This is a genomic window from Thalassorhabdus alkalitolerans, from assembly GCF_042656525.1.
GTDB classification, from domain to species: Bacteria; Bacillota; Bacilli; order Bacillales; family Marinococcaceae; genus Thalassorhabdus; species Thalassorhabdus alkalitolerans.
Map to the genome: position 1 here is coordinate 368,308 of NZ_JBHSOZ010000005.1, position 20,180 is coordinate 388,487.

Below are 20,180 nucleotides of genomic sequence, written 5' to 3' on the forward strand. Positions count from 1 at the left end.
AACTTTAACATAGCCTTTTGGAGAGTTATATTAATGCATGACAAAGAAAAAGACCGAAAAAAATGAAAAGAGAAAAGCAAAGTTAAGAGTGGAGAGAACACGTTCTAAGAATAAAAAACGTAGGAAAAACAGAGGCGCTTCATCAGGGTATTTATACATGGAGAAGAAAATAGCAACATACGATTGGAAACTTCCCTCTAAAGCTTATAGGGCCAGAACCCCATTATGATATAAGAATAGTATTACCCGAAGGGAATCCGTTACCTTGGGGCGTTACGTTAATTTGGGAAGATGATTTCAATGAAGAGAATAAGTACAGTACTTCAGTTAGTTAATTAGAATGGTCATTGTTTTATAAATATGTAGTTAATCAAATAAGGAAGAGGCGAAGAGGAGCTTTAGAGTTTTAACAGGAATTTAGACAGCTAGTTGCGCTAACTCAGGAACACCCTATGTGAACGAAGCCCAGCCTTCGTTCATGATTTTTGTTTCAAGCTGCGGCCAGAAATAAAGCATCTCTTCCCGCATCATGGTTAAGATGTCACGCTGCCATGATTCTAGTTCTCGGCTGTATTCTTCAATAAAAAGAAGAATATCCTTTTCCGGCTGTGGAGGGAAAGCTTTTTTACGCTTGCGTTGCGGTTCTTCTTTCTTTTTCACATCCATTTTCCATAAATCATCGTATGGAGTATTTCTTTCCTTTGGCTCATCTTCATCTATCTCATACACATCGTCAAGGGACCAGGACAACTTTGGTCGAACCAAGCTTGGGTCAATATGCTCTTGGATCGCCAAGACTGCATCCAAGAATGTTTCCACTTCTTCCTTACCGTGAATCATTTCATAGTTAGAGATTCGTTCTGCAGTGGCACTCATACTCTCCACCATGTCACGGCGGGTGTTTGCAAACCTGGCATTATTTTTAAAGAAATCACAATGGGCCAGCACGTGAGCGACAATCAGCTTGTTTTGGATCAGGCTGTTGCTTCCTAGCAAGAAAGCGTAGCATGGATTTGAGTTAATGACTAACTCATAAATCTTGCTTAGTCCCAAATCATACTGAAGCTTCATTTTATGAAATTGCTTCCCAAAGCTCCAGTGGTTGTACCTCGTCGGCATACCGTATGCTCCAAATGTATAAATGATATCCGCTGGACAAATTTCATATCTCATTGGGTAGAAATCAAGCCCGAATCCTTCTGCGATCTCCGTAATTTCCTCAATCGCCCGATTTAAATCCTTAAATTCATCGGTCATTCTTAGGCGCCCCCTTAATCATGCGTCTTCTTTTATCTTTATGATTTGTCAAAGACAGGCATGACAAAAAACATTCTAGCAGAGCCCTTTAAGAGCTGAATAATACAAGGTAGAGAGGCCCCCTCGTTCGACTTTTCCGTGGTGCCTCAGGAAGCACAAAAAAATGATCCTGATCATTCGATTCAGGACCTTACCACCATGGTCTCTTCTTCAGTTTCTTTTCTAGTTTCCTCATTTTTTTTTGCCATTTCAGGTATATCGGGTCATTATCTATTTCTTTACTCCTTTGCTCAAAGAGTGGATACATTAGACTACGCTTTCTCTCTCTCTTTTTCATAATATCCCCTCCTGTTAACTGGCTTCTTTTGAAGGGTTGGACGATCCCCAAACAAGATTTGGTAAGCGGGTTTTGATCACTCGGCAAAGGGATTCGGGCACTTTTTCCATCGTGCTTGCCCGCATGACATGGGTAACCTTTTTTTCTCGTTCGCAAAGAACCACGCGGATCATGTGGCGCTCTTTAATAAAGACATCCACGTAGGTCTGCCTGTACCCTTCTGACAGACGACAACTGACCACTCCGCATCGCAAGGAGTCTTGAAAAAACGGTGGGTGGGAAAGAGCTTCTTCAATGGCTTGACAAGCAGCTTTTGTCCACTTTTCTCTCATCGTCTTCTCTCCTTTTTACGTAGGGTGGGAAAAAGAGGATTTCCTTTGTTTCTTATTTCTTTTCCTGTCCATTATACTTGATGTCAGACCTATTTATTTGTTTTTTCTGAATACGATATATAAAATAATCTCTATTTCTTTCTAAGGATTACGGCCCTCTTATACAGGTATTCACCGTTTGTCCGCAAAGTCACGGCAAGTGAGCAAGGTATTTCCTTTCAATACGATTGACGACTATATTAGAAAGAATCACAGTCGGCGAAATCACCTTTCTCTTACCACTCCTCTCCTCATATCTTCCAACTTTTCAGTTGTAACCTTATTCCCTTTTCAAATCCCACTGAACCAAGCAAAAATCAAAACTCTTGATGCACTTCACCAAAACATGTAATCAGGACTTTTCAGAACAAAAACCGAAACTTCCCACAGATGGTATTGTCTGAAGCAGCCATCATCAAAAGTGAAGCAAGGATAAAAATCTATTCTCCATCGTTCCTTATTTCGTTATTATAATAAACTTATCCTCTTACTTCTTTTCCATGAATCATTTTATAATTAGAGATTCCCTCTGCATCATGACAAAAACCTCCTAGTTACCGTTCTACTAGGAGGAAAATTACTTGTTAACTTTTATTCTGGTCAGCCTCATACCATTTAATGTCACAAGAAGAGTGGCACCTACGTCTGCTAAAATCGCCAGCCACAGAGGCAGCCAGCCAGCAATAATGAATGCCATGGCAATAAGCTTTATACCTATAGAAAATGCAATATTCTGCTTTATAATTTGTATAGTTTTTCTGCTGAGTTGAATAGTGAACGGCAATTTGCTGATATCATCAGCCATTAATACAATATCTGCTGTTTCAAGAGCAGTATCAGTGCCTGCCCCTCCCATGGCGATTCCCACTGTGGAAGCAGCTAAAGCAGGGGCATCATTTACTCCATCTCCTATCATGGCCACCTTCTGCTGTTCTTCCTTCAGCTGTTTTACAACTTCTAGCTTTCCTTGTGGAAGTAATTCTGCTTGAACTTTTGTGATACCTAGTTGCCCTCCAATTGAATTCGCAGTTAAAGAATTATCACCTGTCAGCATGATTGTGTTCTTTACTCCCAGGCGATGCAGTGACCTTATAATCTCACGGCTCCCTTCACGAACTTCATCGCGCACAGCTATCAGTCCAAGGACAGTGGATTTATCAGCAGTAACGATAACTGTTTTTCCTGCTTCCTGCAGCTGTTTAATCTTTTTCATTGCAGTCTCAGGTAACGGTGAAACCTGCTCCATTATAAACTCCGGGCTTCCTACGTAAAATATTTGACTGTTTACTGATGCTTGAATGCCTCTACCTGTCACAGATGTAAAGTCAGCCAATTCATACGGAGAATGTTCTCTCTCATTTTCCTCTGCCTTTCTAACAATGGCAGCAGCTAACGGGTGTTTAGACCCTTTTTCAATGGCTGCGGTAATTGTAAACCAATCTGTCGTATTTTCTTTTTGTAAAGGAATAATGTCTGTTACCTCTGGTATTCCCTTTGTTAATGTGCCTGTTTTATCAAAAGCTATAGCAGATAACGCACCTGCTTCCTCCAAGTAGACTCCGCCTTTAATCAACACACCGTTTCTGGCTGCATTTCCAATAGCCGTCACAATAGAAACAGGGGTAGAGATAACTAAAGCACATGGACATGCGACAACAAGCAGTGCCAGCCCTCGGTAGACCCACTCGTTCCAGTTCCCGCCAAACAGCAGCGGAGGAACCGTAACCATTACTAGAGCCACTGCCATCACAGCTGGTGTGTAATATTTGGCAAATCGATCAACAAAAGCCTGTGAAGGCGCACGTTCTGATTGAGCTTCTTCTACCATGTGAATAATTCTTGCGATCGTTGTATCTTCGCTTCTCTTGGTGACTTTGATTTCCAGAAGCCCTTCTTCATTTAATGTTCCGGCAAAGACTTCACTATCAATCTCTTTTGTAACGGGTATCGATTCACCTGTAATAGCCGCCTGGTTGACAGAGGAATATCCATTTACCACAATACCGTCCATAGCAATTTTCTGCCCTGGCTTCACGGTCATTATATCCCCAATCACTATTTCTCCCACAGGAATTTCAATCTCCTGTCCGTTTCGTAGAATGGTGGCAGTATTGGGGGCAATACCCATTAGTGACCGAATAGACTGACGGGCTTTATCCATTGAATACATCTCCAGCCATTCACTGATCGCAAAGAAAAATACTACGGCTGCTCCTTCTGCCCATTCCCCAATTGCTGCAGCACCAAGGATAGCTACTGTCATTAACGTTTTCATGTCAAAGCGAAGTCGGACAAGGTTTTTAAAACCCTGGATGAACAAGCTGTATCCCCCAATAAGAATGGAAGAAGCAAAAGCTATGACTGGCAGAAGAGTTTCATCATCCATCACGAGGTACAATATCAATCCTAGAATGAGTAATATCCCTGAGATAATCGTTTTTACTGCCCCCTGGTTTTTCCATAAGGGAATACGGGTCAGTTGTTCATTTTCATGCACTACCCTCAAGTTTTCAAAAGCTCCTGCTTTTTCTACTTCTTCTATAGAAGGGTTACCGTACACTGTAATTTTTGAAGCTCCAAAATTTATTTTGGCGTCCTTTACGCTTGGCAGCTTCTTTACATTCTGCTCAAACTGAGCAGCACAGTCAGTTCAGGTAAATCCTTGAACATTGTAAGTCTTTTTTTCTGCCATATCACTCACCTTTTTCTTCTTGCTTATGTTCATAGGCGATGAGGATCAATTGTTTAATATGATCGTCATCCAAGGAGTAAAATACTAATTTGCCTTCTTTTCGGTATTTTGCCAGCCCCATGTTACGTAAGAGCCTGAGGTGATGAGAAGCCGTGGCGGTGGTAGCTCCAATGATATGGGCCACATCACAAACACATAATTCGTCTTCCTGACTCAGGGAATAAGCAATCTTCATTCTTGTGTCATCAGCAAGCGCCTTAAACATTCGAGCCATATGTTGCATATCTTCAGATATAATTGTTTCTTTTAATCTGTTGACTTTTTCCTCGTCATAACAAAATATTTCACATTGATCCTTTGGTGTCATATGTCTCCCACCTATCATTCAAATATTAATTTGATTGTTACAATAATATTATATTACATGATTATATTCAAATGAATGTTTGAATGTTAATTAAAAAATCTCCCCTCTTCGGACAAATAGTTAATGGATAATAGGGTACAGTTTCTGTCCTTTTTTGGCACATATACTGTACCCTATTAAAGTGTTCTTAACTAAACAGGATTAAATTAATGGCTGCCAGCAAAACCATTATCATGGCAAGGTTTTTGATAAAAGCAGCAGGAAGGTTTTCAAACCACTTTAATCCTAGTGCTGTTCCTAAAAACACTCCCAGAATTCCTGCCAAAATATACCCAAACAGCGAAACATCAAAATCACCATTCAGGCCGTGGAGGAGCAGGGTAAATAAACTTGTTATGACTACAGTGACTTGCAGATTGGCATTGTATTTATACTTGTCCTGGTAAAGCATCAAAAAGTAAAATACAAAAAATGGGCCTCCTACTGCAAAAATCCCGCCAATAAACCCACCTAAAAATCCAAGTACCAACGGTGTCACTAGCTTCATTTCTGCAGAAGGAGAGGCTTTCTTTTTAAGAAGTAAGTAAATAACCATTCCAATCAAAAAGAAACCAAGCACCTGTTTCAACACATCCATATCTCCGTAAGCTGTCAAAATAAAAAAAGAGAACACCCTTCCTGCCATCGCAGGAAGGATAATAAGTAGAAGACCCTTCAGTTCTATGTACTGATACATTTTTCGAACAATGCTCAACGAAGCCACAAATAGTAACGCAATAACAATCAGCGTGCTTTCTTTTAACGTAAGAAAAAGCGGCAAGAATCCCATAGCAACTAATCCAAAGCCAAAACCGCTGGCCCCCTGAATAAATCCCCCAATCACAACGATAACAAAGACAAATAATAATTCTAAGCCCACTTTGTTCAACACCAATCAATAAGTATTATTCTTACTTTGACGTCCCTTCCTTTTTATCATATAGAACTGATCATCACTTGTGTTGTCTTCTGCTCATAACAAGTTGTTAAAAAATTGATGCCCTCTTGCTGTATTGGAAGCTACTTAAAAACATATTGCTCCTTACCTGTTCATAAATCTGATAAAAGGCCAAACTCATTTTGTTTAAATACAATAAGTGCTGTGAGTTTAATGGAAAAAGCAGAAAAGGAGGTGTTGGAATGGCAGGTAGAGTATTAAAGTGGGTAGCAGGAGGATTAGAAGCATTGCTTGGCTTTCCCATTCTCGGGGCAACGATCGTTTTAGGATTCTATTGGGTACCATTATTAATTATGCTTGCATTACATATCGTAGCGTTAGTGATCACAACGAATGAAGGCAGAAAGAAAACAGGACATATTTTGGGGATTGTCACCTCCTGCATAGCATGGATTCCGTTTGTGGGAATGATTATGCACATCATAACCGCTACCTTTTTACTGATCGAAGCAGGACGAAACGAATAGGGGGGTGCCTGGCACCCCATCTAGGTTTGTAACATTTGTAATGATACTTCCCCTATATAACAAGGGTTTCCATTGATTTAGGCTCCCCTCCTCTTTTCAGTGCCTGGCACCCCAGCTATATTTTCCTCATCCTCCTTTTGTGAGCATAATTTATTAATTTCTAGACACTCTAAAAGTATAAATATGCCAAAGGAGCGATGACATTGAAGAAATTCACCCGTGGTGCCGTTTTCTTTCTAGCTGTAATGTTAACTTTTATGAGTACAGGATGTAATGGAGGCGATGCAGCAGGTCAAGGAGGAAACCAAGCCGGAAACCAGGCTGGAAATCAGACCGGCATGAATGCACAAGACAACTTCGGTGGTCAAGCTTTTCAAACGAACGTTGATAACATTCGGGAATTTGACCTTGAGGTTAGAACGATATACGACGATGAAGTAGAATGGGAATATAAACGAACCACCAATGATGTAGATGCAAAAGTGGAGCACGAACATGGAGAAGAAGCTGATCAAGGCGGTGACTGGGCTGTACAGCATATGGAGGAAATGCTGGCGCAATTGAATGTTTCCAGTCAAATGAGCGAGGCTCAAATTGCTGATGAGGTGTTAGCTGTTTTTGGACTTGTTCCAGAAGAGATTAATGATTTCGGCCTTGAAATCACTTTTGCAGACGGTACTGAAATTGAAATTGAACGTTTATCGTAAATTAGTGAAAAAGCATTCTTCGGAATGCTTTTTTTTATTGGAGAACATTGTTGACCCTATCGCATTCACAGACTTTCCCTTCCACTTTTTCCTTCTTTCCTGCCATACTAATAATACTCATGTTTTCTTATCCCGACTTGCTGGCCTAAAAGACTGGTAAACTGTGAAAGGAGTCAACTTATGTCCTTGTCCTATATCAATGAATCTTCCAAACAATTCATTTCCACTTTTATATTGTTCTGGTGCGGCCTGGTTATCTTATCGAGCATGTATCTAACGATCCCTTTAGAACATGACCTGTCTCATACCTTTGGTGTAAGCTTGACTCAGGCTGCCTGGATCGGCAGTTCTTTTTCTCTTTGCTATGCCATTGGATGCCTTCTTTACGGCCCTTTGTCCGATCGCTACGGCAGAAAGGTTTTTTTGGTCTCAAGCATTAGTATATTAACAGCAGTCACTATTACCTTAGGCTTTATAGAGAGCTTTTATGTGTTGGTCTTGTTAAGGGGCATTCAAGGACTAGCAGCTGCAGCTTTTGCTCCAATTTCTTTAGTTTACGCTGATGAAATGTTCCCGCCGCAAAAGAGGCTGACTACTGTAGGATATATAAGCTCCGGGCTTCTAATGGCCGGAATCATCGGTCAGGTAGTAAGCGGAGTGATAAATGAATATTACGGCTGGCACTCAATTTTTTTCATTCTTGGTGGAATTTATTTCATAAGCACTATACTCGTTATCACACTCCTGCCTAAAGACATTACTGAAAGAAAAGAAGAAAGTATACTAGCAACATATAAGTATATGTTTACATTTATAAAACATAAACAGTTCATAAGCGCTTTCTCTATTACTTTCATGCTCCTCCTTTCTCTTATCGGTATGTACTCTGTGCTGGGAACCTACTTAAGGTCAGAATTCAGTTTATCTGATCAGCAGATTTTATCCATACGGGCAGCTGGAATCCTGGGCATGCTTCTTGCTCCATTTGCCGGGCGAATCGCCCAGAATATTGGGGTTCTTACTGTTCTTAGAGCTGGTTTAGGACTTGCTTCCGCTGGACTGCTGGCTTTGAGTGTCAGTCCGTCTCTTCCGCTGATTATTATAACGAGCGTGGCGTTTACAGCCGGCATTGCCATTGTCACCCCTGTGGTGATTTCTCTGATTAGCCAACTTGCTGGCCCGGCAAAAGGCAGCGCGATATCTTTTAATGCCTTCGTCCTTTTCCTTGGGGCAAGCCTGGGGCCCATCCTTTCAGCATATCTCTTGAAGACCGCTGGATACCTGCCATCCATCCTTGTATTAGGCACACTGCTTTTTGGGGGATTTCTCCTGACCTTTGCAACCGGCTCTTTTGCTCCTGAAAAAACAGGTAAAGCAGAGCATCAGAGCTCCTAACGTAACTAAATATGCTTTCAAAAAAAGCCTCCCTTTTACCAAAAGGGAGGACCATATTGTTACGAGACCCAAATTCACGATATAAAGAAAGGCTTCTTACAAGTTTATTATGAGTGGCGTTCCCCGTTACTTATTCCTTTTCTATAAAAGTGAAAAAAACGACTTTGAGCCGTTATTATTTTAAACAAACTCCTGTCCGTCTTCCCAAGATGCAAATCCTTTATAAGCTCTCATAAAATCTGCTTCTCTAGCCACAATACGGACAGAAGAAAACGGTTCACCTGTATATTTACAGGTAGCCTTTTCATCTTATATCTCTTTTGTATATCCCTGCTGGTGCTTCTTGCTGCCGCAAGAAACCACCATCACTATATTGATAAGCTAATGAGTCTTCCAAAATCGTTTTTTCCTGTATATGCTTTGTTATAATTTCTTTTCCTGTTTGTCTACTAATACCTTGATACCATATACCTTCTGGGTAAACAATGACCACACAAGCGTCCTCACATCTTCCATTACACCGTGTTCTTGTCGTATGAACCATGTCGTCTATTCCAAGGTCCTTAATTGCTTCCCTGATTGCTAAAGTAACTTCTTCTCCACCCTGCTTCATACAGCTTCCCCCGTTACAAATCAGAATGTGGTGGGAAGTTTCTGATAAATTCCAAGTCGCCATAAATAAATTGCCCCCTTTGTTAAGAATGCATCCCTTCAGATAAATAAGTAATAGCAAGTTTCTTGGTTATGGGGTGCTCCATTACTACAGTTTCAACGCCGAAAATTTTTCTCATTAGCTCAGTGGTTAATACATCCTGTGGGGTTCCTGATGCATAGATCTCCCCATGGTTAAGCACGTAGATCTTATCGCAGTATGCTGCAGCCAGGTTTAAGTCATGTAAAGCTCCTATTACCGTCTGCTTTAAACGCTTAACCAGATCTAATATTTGGAGCTGGTGCTGGATATCGAGATGATTCGTCGGCTCATCCAAAACAAGGACATCAGCCTCTTGTGTTAACGCTCTGGCTATTATAACCCTTTGTTTTTCCCCACCTGATAACGAGGCGAAGCTTCTTCTGGAAAACGAAAGCATCCCCACTTCTGATAATGCTTTTTCTGCAATTTTTTCATCCTCTATGTTATCTCTGTCCAGAAAACGTTTGTGAGGGGATCTGCCCATAAGTACCATTTCTTTTACCGAAAAATCAAACGGAACACTTGACTCCTGGCTGACAACGGCCATATGTTTCGCCGTTTTTTTAGCCGTCCAATTATATATATTTTCACCGTTTACTTCCACAATGCCAAAGTCAGGCTTAAGGTGGCGATAAATGCTTTTTAACATCGTAGATTTCCCGCTGCCGTTAGGTCCCACAATCCCGACAAATTCATTTGTATCTACATGTAAATTAATATTTTGCAGTATTTTTTCACCTGATAAATCTTTTGAAAGATCTTCTACTTTTACATGCATTATGATTCACTCCCAAACGAGTATGTACTTCTTCGCAAGAGCCAAATAAAAAACGGTCCTCCGCATAAGGCGGTTAGAATACCTATAGGCATTTCCTCAGGTGCAGCAATCAGCCTTGCTCCAATATCAGCCCATATTAGAAATACAGCTCCAAGCAAAGCACTGACCGGCAGCACCCTTTTATGGTCTGAGCCGATAAGCAGCCTCACAATATGGGGAATCATTAACCCTACAAAGCCAATGGCTCCACTGACGGCTACCAAAACCCCAGTAAGAAGAGCAGTAATAACTAAAAGGATCTTTCGGAATTGATCAATATTCATCCCTAACGTAGCTGCCGTCTCCTCTCCCATAAGGAGAAGATTTAATGAACGTGATTGAAACCAAAGAAAAAGAAACACAATAACAAGAGAAGCTAAGGGAATCGACAGGTTCCCCCAGGTTCCTCCGGCTAAACTGCCCATCAACCAGTAAAGAGCGTTTCGAATTCCTTCTTCTCTAGGCGCAGAAATAACAATGAAGCTCGTCACTGCACTCAATATCATAGAAATGGCTATGCCGGCTAGAAGGAGCCTCGCAGTAGAAATTCGTTTATTTACTTGCGCTAACATAAAAACCAGAACAATGGAAACTAATGCTCCTAAAAACGCAGCAAGTGAAAGAGCATATTGGCCAAATACACTGAAAGCTCCAAACAGAATCACCAAGGTAGCTCCAACAGAAGCACCTGAAGACACACCGAGAATAAAAGGATCGGCCAGGGAGTTTCGAACCAGGGCCTGGATAGCCACACCTACAATTGAGAGTCCTGCTCCTACCACAGCGCCCAAAAGCACTCTGGGCAAGCGGATATCCCAAACGATGTGTTCATGAGCAGGAGTCCACTCAGCTGTGATCCACGCATTCACAAACGGAACCTTCGAAACAATGATTCCCCATACTGCTTCAGGGGAAATAGCAACTGGTCCCAGCATTACCCCTGCAGTTATCGATATCAACAGTAATCCTAGAAGACCGCTGAGCCAAAGCATGTAGGTAACTTTATTCCTTTTTAGCTGTTTCTCCTCCATTTTATCTTTCCCTGATAAAGGGGTGGTCTCATAAGTTTTTGCTATACCGCTCATAAGAAGTCCCCTAATTTTCGTTAGCTATATCCGGGTAAAATCCTTCTGCCATCAACTCAAACGCTTCAGGAGCTCTGACTCCTTCAGCAGCAGCGGATAAGGGAACAACTACAAAATTCTCTTCTTGTATTGCTGTCACACTTTCCAAGGCATCATATGATAACAAAAATTCTTTTTTCTGCTCTGCTGTTGTTTCCCCGTAATCAACAATAACGATCCATTCAGGGTCCTCCTCAATCACCGCTTCCCAGCTTACGTTCCCCCAGTTTTGGTCCAAAGCATCAGAGAATATGTTAGTACCGCCTGCCATTTCAATTAAGTTTGTCATAAAAAATTGACTGCCAGTCATTGGCTCTTGTTCCCCGCTATCATATACAAATACCTTAAAGGGATCATCTGTATCCGGGTCTATTTGCGATTGAACGTCAGCAATCCGCTGATCCATAGCAGAGATTAATTCCTCAGCTCTTTCTTCCACTCTAAATATCTGGCCTATATTAGTAATATCCTGATATACATCATCAAGCGTCGGGCCAATCATTGAAGAAGACTCATGAAGATAAGGGGTGATCCCGTACTCAAGGAGCTGAGTAAAGGTTCCTATATTGTCCTCTGTAAAAGCACTTTCCCATCCTGCGTAAGCAAAATCAGGTTCAACATTTAAAAAAGGCTCCTGGGAAGGGTATTGATCTGCCAAAACAGGTACACTCTCATAGGCATCCTGGTATTCAGGATGTATGCCGTCATCTAAATATGCAGTCCCTGCCATATGGTCTTCAAGCCCTAGAGCGAGCATAACTTCTGTTACGTGCTGGTTTAATGTCACTGCACGCTGGGGTGCTTCTTCAAATGTAAGTTCTTCCCCATTGTTCTCAATGACCACTGCTTCATCCTGGGACAAAGAATCAGCCTCCGCTTCAGCAGCTCCGGTTTCAGTATCCCCCTCTGCTCCACATGCTGCCATAATAAGAGTTCCGATCAGTAAAAAAGACAACGGATATGTTTTGCTCCAATTCATTTTATTTCTCCTCCTCAGTAATCGCAAATAGTAATTATTACGATTTATATTTTGAATTATAAGGACACTTCCTCTTTTTGTAAAGATTTCTTTCCTCTTCATACCAAAGCGTGTTACTTGTGTACTTTTTACATTAACTGCAACCACTCCTTTACCAAAAAAATAAGCGTTTCTACCCCGGGGATCGGGTTAGAAACGCTTACTTCTCATCAAATATATCTGGAAGTCTTGTCACGCCTATTAAGGTTATATTCAAGTGAAGGCACACTTTAGTGCAGCATCTAACCACCTCCCTAATTCCCGTAGGTCAACAGTGATGTTGAAATAGGCAGGTCTCCTGACTTGGGGGTTATCCTCTCGTCCCTTCCCGGGTGTTACCCAGTGAGATTACTCGAGAAAGCCAATCATTACATTGGCCCCCTTACAGTGGCGGGTCCGTGCCGGAGTTTCACCGGACTTCCCTATTAAGCAGGCAGTATTTGCCTTGCACCTATTTCCATTGCATGTATAATTTTAGTAAATCGTATCATTGATTCCTTGCCTTGTCCATCTTCTCTTTTCCCAATCTAAAGTTTTATGTTCGTCTGTTTCGGATAATGAGTTTAAAAAGGTGAAATAATAATAAAAAGGAGGTAATAGGAATGGCGCACGATCACTCTGTTCATGAAAAACATTCCCACGAGCACAGCTTGTCTTGCGGGCACACTAAAATTAAACATGGTGACCATATTGATTATGTTCATGACGGTCACCTTCACCGCGAGCACAACGGCCACTGGGACGAATGTAAAATTTCAGTAACAGAAAGTAACCCTGACGAATGTGCCCCCATGAACTGCGGATGTACTCACAATGATGACTGCGGTCACGAGGTTGTTCCTCATGGCGATCACTATGACTTTATTGTCAATGGACGTCTGCACCATGTACATGGCTACCACTGTGATGACCACGGACCTGTAGAATTAGTAAAAATAGATTAGTGTCTTCTGCGGCTGTCCCATTAACGGGGCAGCCTTTTTGGTGTCATGAAGATTGTAAATGTCGTCCAGTATATACCACGCGTAGACATTTATCATCGTTGTATTTCACTGCCGGACAAAGCCTGTTATCAGGTTATCAAATAGTATTTCTTCTTTTGTTCAAAACATTATTTCATGTTCCTGCCAGAGGATCAATCCATATTCAGCTAAGTGATCGAAATGCATGAAGGAGTGCCGGAAAAAATAAAGAAAAGATATAACGGGGATGTGAAAATTAAATGTAAGCACAGGTAAATAGTAACAAGAGAAAGGAGGTACCATGTTGACTCGCTTCATCAGTTACTTCTTTGGTGTTTTTTATGTAGACTTGCTGTTTCATCAATATCAGGCTCAAGCTTTTGGGTTTCCTGCCCAAACGACGGGAGAAAGGCTGGGGGTTTTGGCTTTTGCCGGAGCAGTCACATTGCTTTTTTATTTTATCTCCTGGCGTTTCTTTCCGCCTTCTTTTTTCCATGGTGTCCTCATTGCCTCAGGCTTTTTTGCGACGTTTGATATTATCGTCATACATTGGATATTTCATCTTCATCGTCTTACATATGGCCCGGAAGCTTTTATTATTGAACTTCTGCTCGTTATCACAGGCTTTGGTATGCTTGCTTACGGTCTTATCAGAGAAAGGAAGACGATAATTGAGGAAAAGTACTATTAATAAATACCATCTTCCTTTACAAAAAAGGTCCCTTATACTCTTTTGTATAGAGAATAAGGGACCTTGATTAATTCTAATTAAGCATGAAAGTTCGTGCCATCGGTCACTGCTTCAATAACGCCTGCTCTAATCACAAAATCACCAAAATGCTCGCCTTCACTGCGTTCTTTAGCATACCTTGAAAGAAGTACTCTCAACTCACTTAGAATTTCTTCTTCCCCGATATTTTCCCGGTACATTTTGTTTAAGCGGCTGCCGTCAAAGGCTGCACCTAGGTACATATTGTACTTTCCTGGTGCCTTACCGATAAATCCTATTTCTGCAAGGGTAGGACGGCCGCAGCTGTTTGGACAGCCGGTCATCCGGATGGTGATCTCTTCATCACGAAGACCATTTTCATCCACGATTTCATCAATTTTATCGATCATAGAAGGTAAGTAACGCTCTGCCTCAGCCATAGCCAATCCACAGGTCGGCATGGCTACACACGCCATTGAACTTCGACGGAGTGCAGTATAATGCTTTCCTTCTGTTAAACCATATTGCTCAATCAACTCATTAATTTCTTTCTTTTTCTGGCTGGAGACGTCCGCAATGACAAGATTCTGGTTAGCCGTAAGGCGGAAATCGCCTCTGTGGACTTTCGCAATTTCACGCAGACCGGTCATCAGTTTGTAATCTTCATAATCAGCGATACGCCCGCCTTCTACATACAACGTGAAGTGCCATCTTCCTCTGATACCCTTCACCCAGCCGTAACGATCTCCGTTATGGTCAAAGGAATAAGGCTTTGCCTCTTCCAGGCTCCATCCAAGACGATTTTCAAGCTCTTCCACTACAGTATCAAGACCAAGACGGTCAACCGTGTATTTAAAACGTGCATTCTTACGGACGGAACGATTACCATAATCACGCTGAATGGTAATAATCTTTTCTGCTACATCGTAAATCTGCTCAGGTGTACAAAAGCCAATCACTTTAGCAACCTGGGGATAAGTTTCTGTATCGCCATGAGTCATCCCAAGGCCTCCGCCAATTGCTACATTAAATCCAATCAGCTTTCCATCTTCTACGATTGCAATGTAGCCTAAATCTTGAGAAAAGATATCAACATCGTTAGAAGGAGGTACAGCTACACCAATTTTGAATTTCCTTGGCAAATACAAAGGACCATACATTGGCTCTGTTTCTTCCTCTACGTCTGGTGTGCCGGCTACCATTTCTTCGTCCAGCCACAACTCATGATACGCTCGCGTTCGCGGCAATAAATCATCACTCAGCTTTTTGGACCATTCAAAGACCTCTGAATGAATTTCAGATTGATAGGGGTTAGGGTTACACATCACATTACGATTTACATCACCACAGGCTGCAATGGTATCCAGTAATGAATTATGGATGCCCTGAATCGTATTTTTCATGTTCCACTTTAAAATACCGTGCATTTGAAACGCCTGGCGAGTCGTAAGCTTCAATGTACCGTTCCCGTATTTCTGAGCCAGCTCATCCATAACCAGCCACTGGTTTGGTGTAGAGACTCCCCCAGGAGTTCTTACCCGAAGCATAAATTGATATGCTGGTTCAAGCTTTTGTTTCTGCCGCTCATTTCTTAAGTCTCTGTCGTCTTGCAGGTAGCTCCCGTGAAACTTCATTAAACGATTATCATCATCTGAAATCCCTGCACTTATGCGATCCAGCATTGTCTCTTTTAATGTTCCGCGTAAATAGTTGCTTTCTTCCTTAATACGTTCCACATCACTTGGCGGTCCGTCTGGTGCTTTTAATCTATCGTTCACCATGTTGATATTACTCCCTTCAATCCCAAATCAATATACATCTCGTTGATAACGTTTTTGCTGCTGCATATCGGCCAGGTACTCTTCCGCTTTTTCACGGCTCATACCGCCTTCTTTTTCAATGATTTCAATGAGTGTACTATGGACGTCGTGAGCCATCTTTTTCTCATCTCCGCACACATAGAACACTGCCCCTTCTTGAAGCCATTGGAACAATTCTTTGCTGTTTTCAAGCATCCGGTGTTGAACGTATACTTTTTCATCGGTATCCCGTGAAAATGCTACATCCATCTTTGTTAATACTCCCTCACTCAGCCAATTTTGCCATTCAGTCTGATAAAGGAAATCCGTAACAAAGTGCTGTTCTCCAAAGAATACCCAGGACTTTCCTTCCGCACCGATTTCTTCTCTTTCCTGCATAAAGGAGCGGAAAGGAGCAATGCCTGTCCCTGGTCCCACCATAATGATAGGCGTTTCCGGGTTCTCTGGCAGCTTGAAGTTTTGGTTATTCTGAACGTAAACCGGAACAGTGTCTCCCGGCTGGAGACGCTCGGAGCATAAAATAGAGCATACGCCGTTTCTCTCACGCCCGTGGGCTTCATAACGAACAGCGCCAATTGTCAGATGCACTTCATCTGGGTATGCGTTCAAGCTGCTTGAAATAGAGTACAAACGGGCTGGAATTTTCCGTAAGATCGATACAAACTCTTGAGGAGATGCATTCCATGGTCCAAAGTCACGGACTAAGTCTATTAAGTCGCGTCCGTTAATATATTCTTTTGCTTTGTCTTCATTTCCAGGAGCTAAAAGCTCATTCAAGTTCTCATTATCAGAAAAGCCAGTTGCTTTTTCAAGAAGCGGCTTTGACAACACTGTAATTTCAAAGTTCTTAGTAAGGGCTTCTTTGAGCGTTAGATTTTCCCCTTTTACTTCCACTGTCTCGTCAGGATTCCATTTCAGTTCTTCCAAAAGCTCACTAACAAGAGCAGGATCATTTACAGGATATACCCCTAGGCTGTCTCCTGGTTCGTAAACAAGCCCAGAGCCTTCAAGAGACAATTCCAGATGTCTTGTTTCTTTATTAGAACCGCGGCCATTTAAATTAATGTTTTCCAGCACTTCTGCCTGAAACGGATTTGACCTGGAGTAATTCGTTTCAACAGCCTGCGGTGCTGCAACTGTTGCGGAAGGAGTAGCTTCAATGCTGCCGCCCTGTCCTTGATTTAAACCTGCAATGACTCCTTCGAGCCACTCAGCAGCCGGTTCATCAAAGTCAAGGTCGCAATCCACTCGGTCATATAGACGTGTGCCGCCAAGGTCCTGAAGACGCTGATCAAACTCTTTTCCTGTCTGACAGAAAAATTCGTATGACGTATCTCCAAGGGCCAGTACTGAAAATCTCAAGTCGTCAAGCTTCGGAGCACGGCGTCCATGAAGAAACTCATGAAATGAAATTGCATTATCCGGCGGCTCGCCTTCTCCGTGTGTACTTACTATGATAAGAAGGTTTTCAACCTTCTTTAGATTCTTCGGTTTAAAGTCGCTCATGGAAGAGACAGTTACTTCAAAACCTTTACCTTCAAGTGTTTTTCCGGCATTTTCCGCCAAGCTTTGAGCATTCCCGGTTTGAGAGCCGTAAAGAATAGTCACTTCTTTAGAAATTGGCGGTGCTTCACTGACAGCCTGGGACGCCTCTGGAGCCAGTGGTGCCGGCGCCTCTGGTGCTTCAGCTGTCGCTGCTGACTGACTAGTGGCTGTTAAATACCCGCTCAGCCACACCTTTTGAGCTTCTGTTAATGATGGCAGTAAACGATTGAGGAGCTCTGCCTGCTCCTGAGTAAACGGACTGTTCATTACCTGAAATTGCAACAAAACCCACCTCACAAAGGAATTAACTTATTATGTGTCATTGTATGTAAAATGACTGAGTTCGACATAATCCTCTTTTTCTAAACAAAGAAGAAATGATTATTTCTTATTATATCTCTATTATTCCTATAAATTCAATTGGTTTTATAAATATATGTTTAATTTTCAGTAAACAATAATTAATCAAACCCTGTTTTAACTGATTTATTCGACAACATCCAAGGAACACGTTTAAAAATTCCAACAATTTACTAAGAAAAAATAGATCTAGATTAAACTAAATTTCAAACATTTTCATTAATCTATTATTCTTTATACGCTACACTTCTCTTTTGTGCAAGTTGAAAATTTGTCATTTATGTTAACTCAGTGGCTTGTATTCATTTTTGAACCTGGAAATAAGCCGTCCTCACCTTTTTACGGCGCTGATCGTAGTCAGACTTCAATCTGTTGGGTCATTTCGACAAGAAATTAAGTTTTGCCAGCGCACAACCCGGGATTATTTTATACTCATCTCTACGCTAAAAATCATTTACCAGCTCAAAGGTTTATAGCACTCTAATAAAGGGGTTGGAGCAAAAAAAACCAAAGAAGGATTTTCTTTGGTTTAGCTGCTCCTCGCGACATGTTATTGTTTAGAATCAATAATGAATGTAGTTATGCTTTTATCCAGTTCTGTTTCCCAGTCCACAAATATATCACTAATTTTTTTATTTAATATTTTTTCAAAGCGGCGTCCTTCGTGAAGGTTTCTTTTTTCCAATCTTCGTTTTGCTACCTTTAAATCCTCTCCAAACCCTAAGAAGATCATTTCTTTTTCAATAGGGAGTAAAATACCTTCCCTTATCACCAGAAATGAAAGGTCGTTGACTTGCGCTGAATATATTCTCTCAGGGGCTTTCTGTACTTCATTACTCACAGCTATCACTTCTTGTTCCAGTAACTCTTTTTTATGAAAGTCTTGACTGATGCTTTCCGCTTCTTCGTTTTTTGCCAACGTTCCCATGAACATTCCTGTTCTATTATCCAGATTCCAATCATAATAAAAGTCATAAACTTCAAGATCAGTAATCCCATAGACAAATGTCTTAATTTCGGGTAAGAGTGCGGCCATCAACTTTTCCCGAATGTGTAAAACGGTCATTTGATCGTTTTTCCTGAGTAAAACATTTTCCATTTGGCCAAGGAAGTCTTCTAAATATATAGTGATGTAGGGATAAGAAATTGTAACATAGACTGATTTAGGTCCCTTTCCAAAATGGTTTCTAATCATCCTGCCTACGTAACCCGCAATCTTATTTTCCATACTCAATTAATTTCACTCCAACTTATTAGACGTGGCTTTTAACCTTTCTATGTAACTTTTCACTAAAGCTAATATTATAAACAACATTGAGAGAAAATAAAAAATATTTTCCTATATCTCCAGCGTGATGATTTTCTATCGCTTCGAAGTCATACTATATCTGCTTAGGTATCTCCTCCAAGCAGCACCACAATTGAGGAGTATTTCCCTCCCCTCTAACCTTTGATTTGTTGAAATAAACAAGTTGCATATGTATACCATGCTTTTCTTACAGGAAATGACAATGCAAAAAAAGCGTTTTTGAGTGAACAAAAACACTTTTCTCAGTAAATATTTATGTAGTTACCGCAAACTCATCTCTTCTTCCATGTCAATGACTGCCTCTGCTTCTCTTTCTCTAATATGGCTTTTTAAAATATCCAAAAAATCCTCATCTAATTCGTAATGCTGAGCAGAACGATAGGCAGCAAGCAGTACTTCCGTTGGCACTTCCTTTAAATGCAATGATAAATCCTCCTAATCTTGGTGGTTCACTTTAAAGAACAGTTGGAATATGAAAATACAAATTTTGAGATTTTTTCTCAAAAAACGTCCACTTTAATAAAATGGACGACAATCAGACTATTTTCACTATTATAATAATAAAGGAACTCTGAACAAAAGTATAGCTTTGCAGGAGTACCCATCTAAATGGAAGGTTCTTTCTGAAGGAGCAGCTCTTTTTTCTTGTAATCCTTAATAAGCAGGAAAATAAGTAAAGCTAATAGAATGGCAAATGTCAAAGGAACATACCATAAAACTCCTTCATTTATATTCCATCCAATAACTATTGGCGTAATTGACATGATTGGTGATAGAACATAGAAAGGTTTGGAATCATATAACCAGCCATAGGGGAAAAAGTGTGCGCCTGTAATAACTGCAAAAAAGGTAACCATCATAGAAGGGTTATGTGCAAAAGCCCAGAAAATGATAGGAAAATAAAGAAATTGTCCTACATTGAAATAAACTCCCAGATCACCTAACGGGTTATTTAGAAACTTCCAATCTGCTTTTAATCCTTTTGAGATAGCTATAGATAGGGGAAACATCAATCCAGTAGACAACAGCATTAAAATATTTTTGTGATATAAATCCAGGGGCAGTACAAATATGAGGGTTATGGCAGCCCATACCCCTAAGCCAGAAAACAAAAAAGAAATCCCGTTCTTTCCCTCTACAGACATTTTGATTTTCATTTCATCTACGTTCACTTGTTCTTCCCCTCTTTCTCTTTCCCTTTTCATTTAATTAATTCAGAGAAAATTTTCTTA

20 protein-coding genes, 1 pseudogene and 1 riboswitch are annotated in these 20,180 nt (G+C 41.0%); of the genes and pseudogenes, 6 read left to right on the forward strand and 15 right to left on the reverse strand.

Annotated elements, in window-relative coordinates; all coding sequences use genetic code 11:
- Nucleotides 1–37 precede the first annotated feature (37 nt).
- Complete coding sequence (locus ACFPU1_RS12710; RefSeq protein WP_385941745.1) at nucleotides 38–229, forward strand: hypothetical protein; 192 nt, start codon at nucleotides 38–40, stop codon at nucleotides 227–229.
- A 227-nt stretch (nucleotides 230–456) separates the two neighbouring features.
- On the opposite strand, the pseudogene ACFPU1_RS12715 reads toward ACFPU1_RS12710, so the two are convergent.
- The 6 genes and pseudogenes from ACFPU1_RS12715 to ACFPU1_RS12740 all read right to left on the reverse strand — a co-directional run.
- Nucleotides 457–1,257: pseudogene (locus ACFPU1_RS12715) on the reverse strand (SpoVR family protein); the annotation flags it as partial.
- 190 nt (nucleotides 1,258–1,447) lie between these two features.
- Entirely contained in the window at nucleotides 1,448–1,594 is a 147-nt protein-coding gene (locus tag ACFPU1_RS12720) for a hypothetical protein (protein WP_385941747.1), read from the reverse strand.
- 14 nt (nucleotides 1,595–1,608) lie between these two features.
- Nucleotides 1,609–1,926 (reverse strand): hypothetical protein, encoded by a 318-nt coding sequence (locus tag ACFPU1_RS12725; RefSeq protein WP_054636718.1) that lies wholly within the window; start codon nucleotides 1,924–1,926, stop codon nucleotides 1,609–1,611.
- 616 nt (nucleotides 1,927–2,542) lie between these two features.
- The gene (locus tag ACFPU1_RS12730; protein ID WP_385941750.1) at nucleotides 2,543–4,657 is read right to left on the reverse strand and encodes a heavy metal translocating P-type ATPase; all 2,115 of its coding nucleotides are present in this window, start codon (nucleotides 4,655–4,657) and stop codon (nucleotides 2,543–2,545) included.
- A 1-nt stretch (nucleotide 4,658) separates the two neighbouring features.
- Entirely contained in the window at nucleotides 4,659–5,024 is a 366-nt protein-coding gene (locus ACFPU1_RS12735) for an ArsR/SmtB family transcription factor (RefSeq protein ID WP_385941753.1), read from the reverse strand.
- Nucleotides 5,025–5,211: 187 nt separating this feature from the next.
- A complete protein-coding gene (locus ACFPU1_RS12740) occupies nucleotides 5,212–5,943 on the reverse strand; it encodes a sulfite exporter TauE/SafE family protein (protein ID WP_385941756.1) in 732 nt (243 codons plus the stop codon).
- A 260-nt stretch (nucleotides 5,944–6,203) separates the two neighbouring features.
- Here ACFPU1_RS12740 and ACFPU1_RS12745 point away from each other — a divergent pair, with 260 nt between their 5' ends.
- The 3 genes from ACFPU1_RS12745 to ACFPU1_RS12755 all read left to right on the forward strand — a co-directional run bounded on the left by ACFPU1_RS12745 (nucleotide 6,204) and on the right by ACFPU1_RS12755 (nucleotide 8,590).
- Complete coding sequence (locus ACFPU1_RS12745) at nucleotides 6,204–6,488, forward strand: hypothetical protein (protein ID WP_054636716.1); 285 nt, start codon at nucleotides 6,204–6,206, stop codon at nucleotides 6,486–6,488.
- A gap of 203 nt (nucleotides 6,489–6,691) precedes the next feature.
- Nucleotides 6,692–7,195 carry a YusW family protein gene (locus ACFPU1_RS12750; RefSeq protein ID WP_385941759.1) on the forward strand — a complete coding sequence of 168 codons (504 nt, stop codon included), beginning with the start codon at nucleotides 6,692–6,694 and terminating at the stop codon, nucleotides 7,193–7,195.
- Nucleotides 7,196–7,375: 180 nt separating this feature from the next.
- Complete coding sequence (locus tag ACFPU1_RS12755) at nucleotides 7,376–8,590, forward strand: MFS transporter (protein ID WP_385941761.1); 1,215 nt, start codon at nucleotides 7,376–7,378, stop codon at nucleotides 8,588–8,590.
- 304 nt (nucleotides 8,591–8,894) lie between these two features.
- Here ACFPU1_RS12755 and ACFPU1_RS12760 read toward each other — a convergent pair whose 3' ends face one another.
- From ACFPU1_RS12760 to ACFPU1_RS12775, 4 genes are all read right to left on the reverse strand, one after another.
- On the reverse strand, nucleotides 8,895–9,266 hold the full coding sequence (locus tag ACFPU1_RS12760) for a (2Fe-2S) ferredoxin domain-containing protein (protein WP_385941763.1): 372 nt from the start codon (nucleotides 9,264–9,266) through the stop codon (nucleotides 8,895–8,897).
- Between the two features lie 19 nt (nucleotides 9,267–9,285).
- On the reverse strand, nucleotides 9,286–10,062 hold the full coding sequence (locus ACFPU1_RS12765; RefSeq protein WP_385941766.1) for a heme ABC transporter ATP-binding protein: 777 nt from the start codon (nucleotides 10,060–10,062) through the stop codon (nucleotides 9,286–9,288).
- On the reverse strand, nucleotides 10,062–11,093 hold the full coding sequence (locus tag ACFPU1_RS12770) for a FecCD family ABC transporter permease (RefSeq protein WP_385941963.1): 1,032 nt from the start codon (nucleotides 11,091–11,093) through the stop codon (nucleotides 10,062–10,064). Before ACFPU1_RS12770 ends, ACFPU1_RS12765 begins: the two co-directional genes overlap by 1 nt.
- A gap of 103 nt (nucleotides 11,094–11,196) precedes the next feature.
- A complete protein-coding gene (locus ACFPU1_RS12775) occupies nucleotides 11,197–12,204 on the reverse strand; it encodes an ABC transporter substrate-binding protein (RefSeq protein ID WP_385941769.1) in 1,008 nt (335 codons plus the stop codon).
- A gap of 310 nt (nucleotides 12,205–12,514) precedes the next feature.
- Nucleotides 12,515–12,713: riboswitch (cobalamin riboswitch) on the reverse strand.
- A gap of 132 nt (nucleotides 12,714–12,845) precedes the next feature.
- Here ACFPU1_RS12775 and ACFPU1_RS12780 point away from each other — a divergent pair.
- Together ACFPU1_RS12780 and ACFPU1_RS12785 are read left to right on the forward strand one after the other, a co-directional pair.
- On the forward strand, nucleotides 12,846–13,187 hold the full coding sequence (locus ACFPU1_RS12780; protein ID WP_385941772.1) for a hypothetical protein: 342 nt from the start codon (nucleotides 12,846–12,848) through the stop codon (nucleotides 13,185–13,187).
- 319 nt (nucleotides 13,188–13,506) lie between these two features.
- Nucleotides 13,507–13,896, forward strand: a complete 390-nt coding sequence (locus ACFPU1_RS12785; RefSeq protein WP_385941775.1) for a DUF2243 domain-containing protein — start codon at nucleotides 13,507–13,509, stop codon at nucleotides 13,894–13,896.
- A gap of 77 nt (nucleotides 13,897–13,973) precedes the next feature.
- Here ACFPU1_RS12785 and cysI read toward each other — a convergent pair whose 3' ends face one another.
- The 5 genes from cysI to ACFPU1_RS12810 form a co-directional block, all read right to left on the reverse strand.
- Nucleotides 13,974–15,695, reverse strand: coding sequence for an assimilatory sulfite reductase (NADPH) hemoprotein subunit (cysI, locus tag ACFPU1_RS12790; protein ID WP_385941777.1), 1,722 nt, complete (start codon nucleotides 15,693–15,695; stop codon nucleotides 13,974–13,976).
- A 27-nt stretch (nucleotides 15,696–15,722) separates the two neighbouring features.
- Nucleotides 15,723–17,561 (reverse strand): assimilatory sulfite reductase (NADPH) flavoprotein subunit, encoded by a 1,839-nt coding sequence (locus tag ACFPU1_RS12795; RefSeq protein ID WP_385941781.1) that lies wholly within the window; start codon nucleotides 17,559–17,561, stop codon nucleotides 15,723–15,725.
- Nucleotides 17,562–18,189: 628 nt separating this feature from the next.
- Entirely contained in the window at nucleotides 18,190–18,867 is a 678-nt protein-coding gene (locus ACFPU1_RS12800; RefSeq protein WP_385941966.1) for a Na-translocating system protein MpsC family protein, read from the reverse strand.
- A gap of 342 nt (nucleotides 18,868–19,209) precedes the next feature.
- A complete protein-coding gene (gene sda / locus ACFPU1_RS12805) occupies nucleotides 19,210–19,371 on the reverse strand; it encodes a sporulation histidine kinase inhibitor Sda (RefSeq protein ID WP_385941784.1) in 162 nt (53 codons plus the stop codon).
- 182 nt (nucleotides 19,372–19,553) lie between these two features.
- Nucleotides 19,554–20,120: a DUF7010 family protein gene (locus ACFPU1_RS12810; RefSeq protein WP_385941786.1), complete on the reverse strand. Its 567-nt coding sequence runs from the start codon at nucleotides 20,118–20,120 to the stop codon at nucleotides 19,554–19,556.
- Nucleotides 20,121–20,180: the final 60 nt, after the last annotated feature.

What these genes read in the sequence shown, in the direction of transcription:
- ACFPU1_RS12710 (WP_385941745.1), top strand. Translation starts at nt 38, where the DNA reads ATGACAAAGAAAAAGACCGAAAAAAATGAAAAGAGAAAAGCAAAGTTA.
- ACFPU1_RS12720 (WP_385941747.1), bottom strand. Translation starts at nt 1,594, where the DNA reads ATGAAAAAGAGAGAGAGAAAGCGTAGTCTAATGTATCCACTCTTTGAG.
- ACFPU1_RS12725 (WP_054636718.1), bottom strand. Translation starts at nt 1,926, where the DNA reads ATGAGAGAAAAGTGGACAAAAGCTGCTTGTCAAGCCATTGAAGAAGCT.
- ACFPU1_RS12735 (WP_385941753.1), bottom strand. Translation starts at nt 5,024, where the DNA reads ATGACACCAAAGGATCAATGTGAAATATTTTGTTATGACGAGGAAAAA.
- ACFPU1_RS12745 (WP_054636716.1), top strand. Translation starts at nt 6,204, where the DNA reads ATGGCAGGTAGAGTATTAAAGTGGGTAGCAGGAGGATTAGAAGCATTG.
- ACFPU1_RS12755 (WP_385941761.1), top strand. Translation starts at nt 7,376, where the DNA reads ATGTCCTTGTCCTATATCAATGAATCTTCCAAACAATTCATTTCCACT.
- ACFPU1_RS12760 (WP_385941763.1), bottom strand. Translation starts at nt 9,266, where the DNA reads ATGGCGACTTGGAATTTATCAGAAACTTCCCACCACATTCTGATTTGT.
- ACFPU1_RS12765 (WP_385941766.1), bottom strand. Translation starts at nt 10,062, where the DNA reads ATGCATGTAAAAGTAGAAGATCTTTCAAAAGATTTATCAGGTGAAAAA.
- ACFPU1_RS12770 (WP_385941963.1), bottom strand. Translation starts at nt 11,093, where the DNA reads ATGCTTTGGCTCAGCGGTCTTCTAGGATTACTGTTGATATCGATAACT.
- ACFPU1_RS12775 (WP_385941769.1), bottom strand. Translation starts at nt 12,204, where the DNA reads ATGAATTGGAGCAAAACATATCCGTTGTCTTTTTTACTGATCGGAACT.
- ACFPU1_RS12780 (WP_385941772.1), top strand. Translation starts at nt 12,846, where the DNA reads ATGGCGCACGATCACTCTGTTCATGAAAAACATTCCCACGAGCACAGC.
- ACFPU1_RS12785 (WP_385941775.1), top strand. Translation starts at nt 13,507, where the DNA reads ATGTTGACTCGCTTCATCAGTTACTTCTTTGGTGTTTTTTATGTAGAC.
- cysI (WP_385941777.1), bottom strand. Translation starts at nt 15,695, where the DNA reads ATGGTGAACGATAGATTAAAAGCACCAGACGGACCGCCAAGTGATGTG.
- ACFPU1_RS12800 (WP_385941966.1), bottom strand. Translation starts at nt 18,867, where the DNA reads ATGGAAAATAAGATTGCGGGTTACGTAGGCAGGATGATTAGAAACCAT.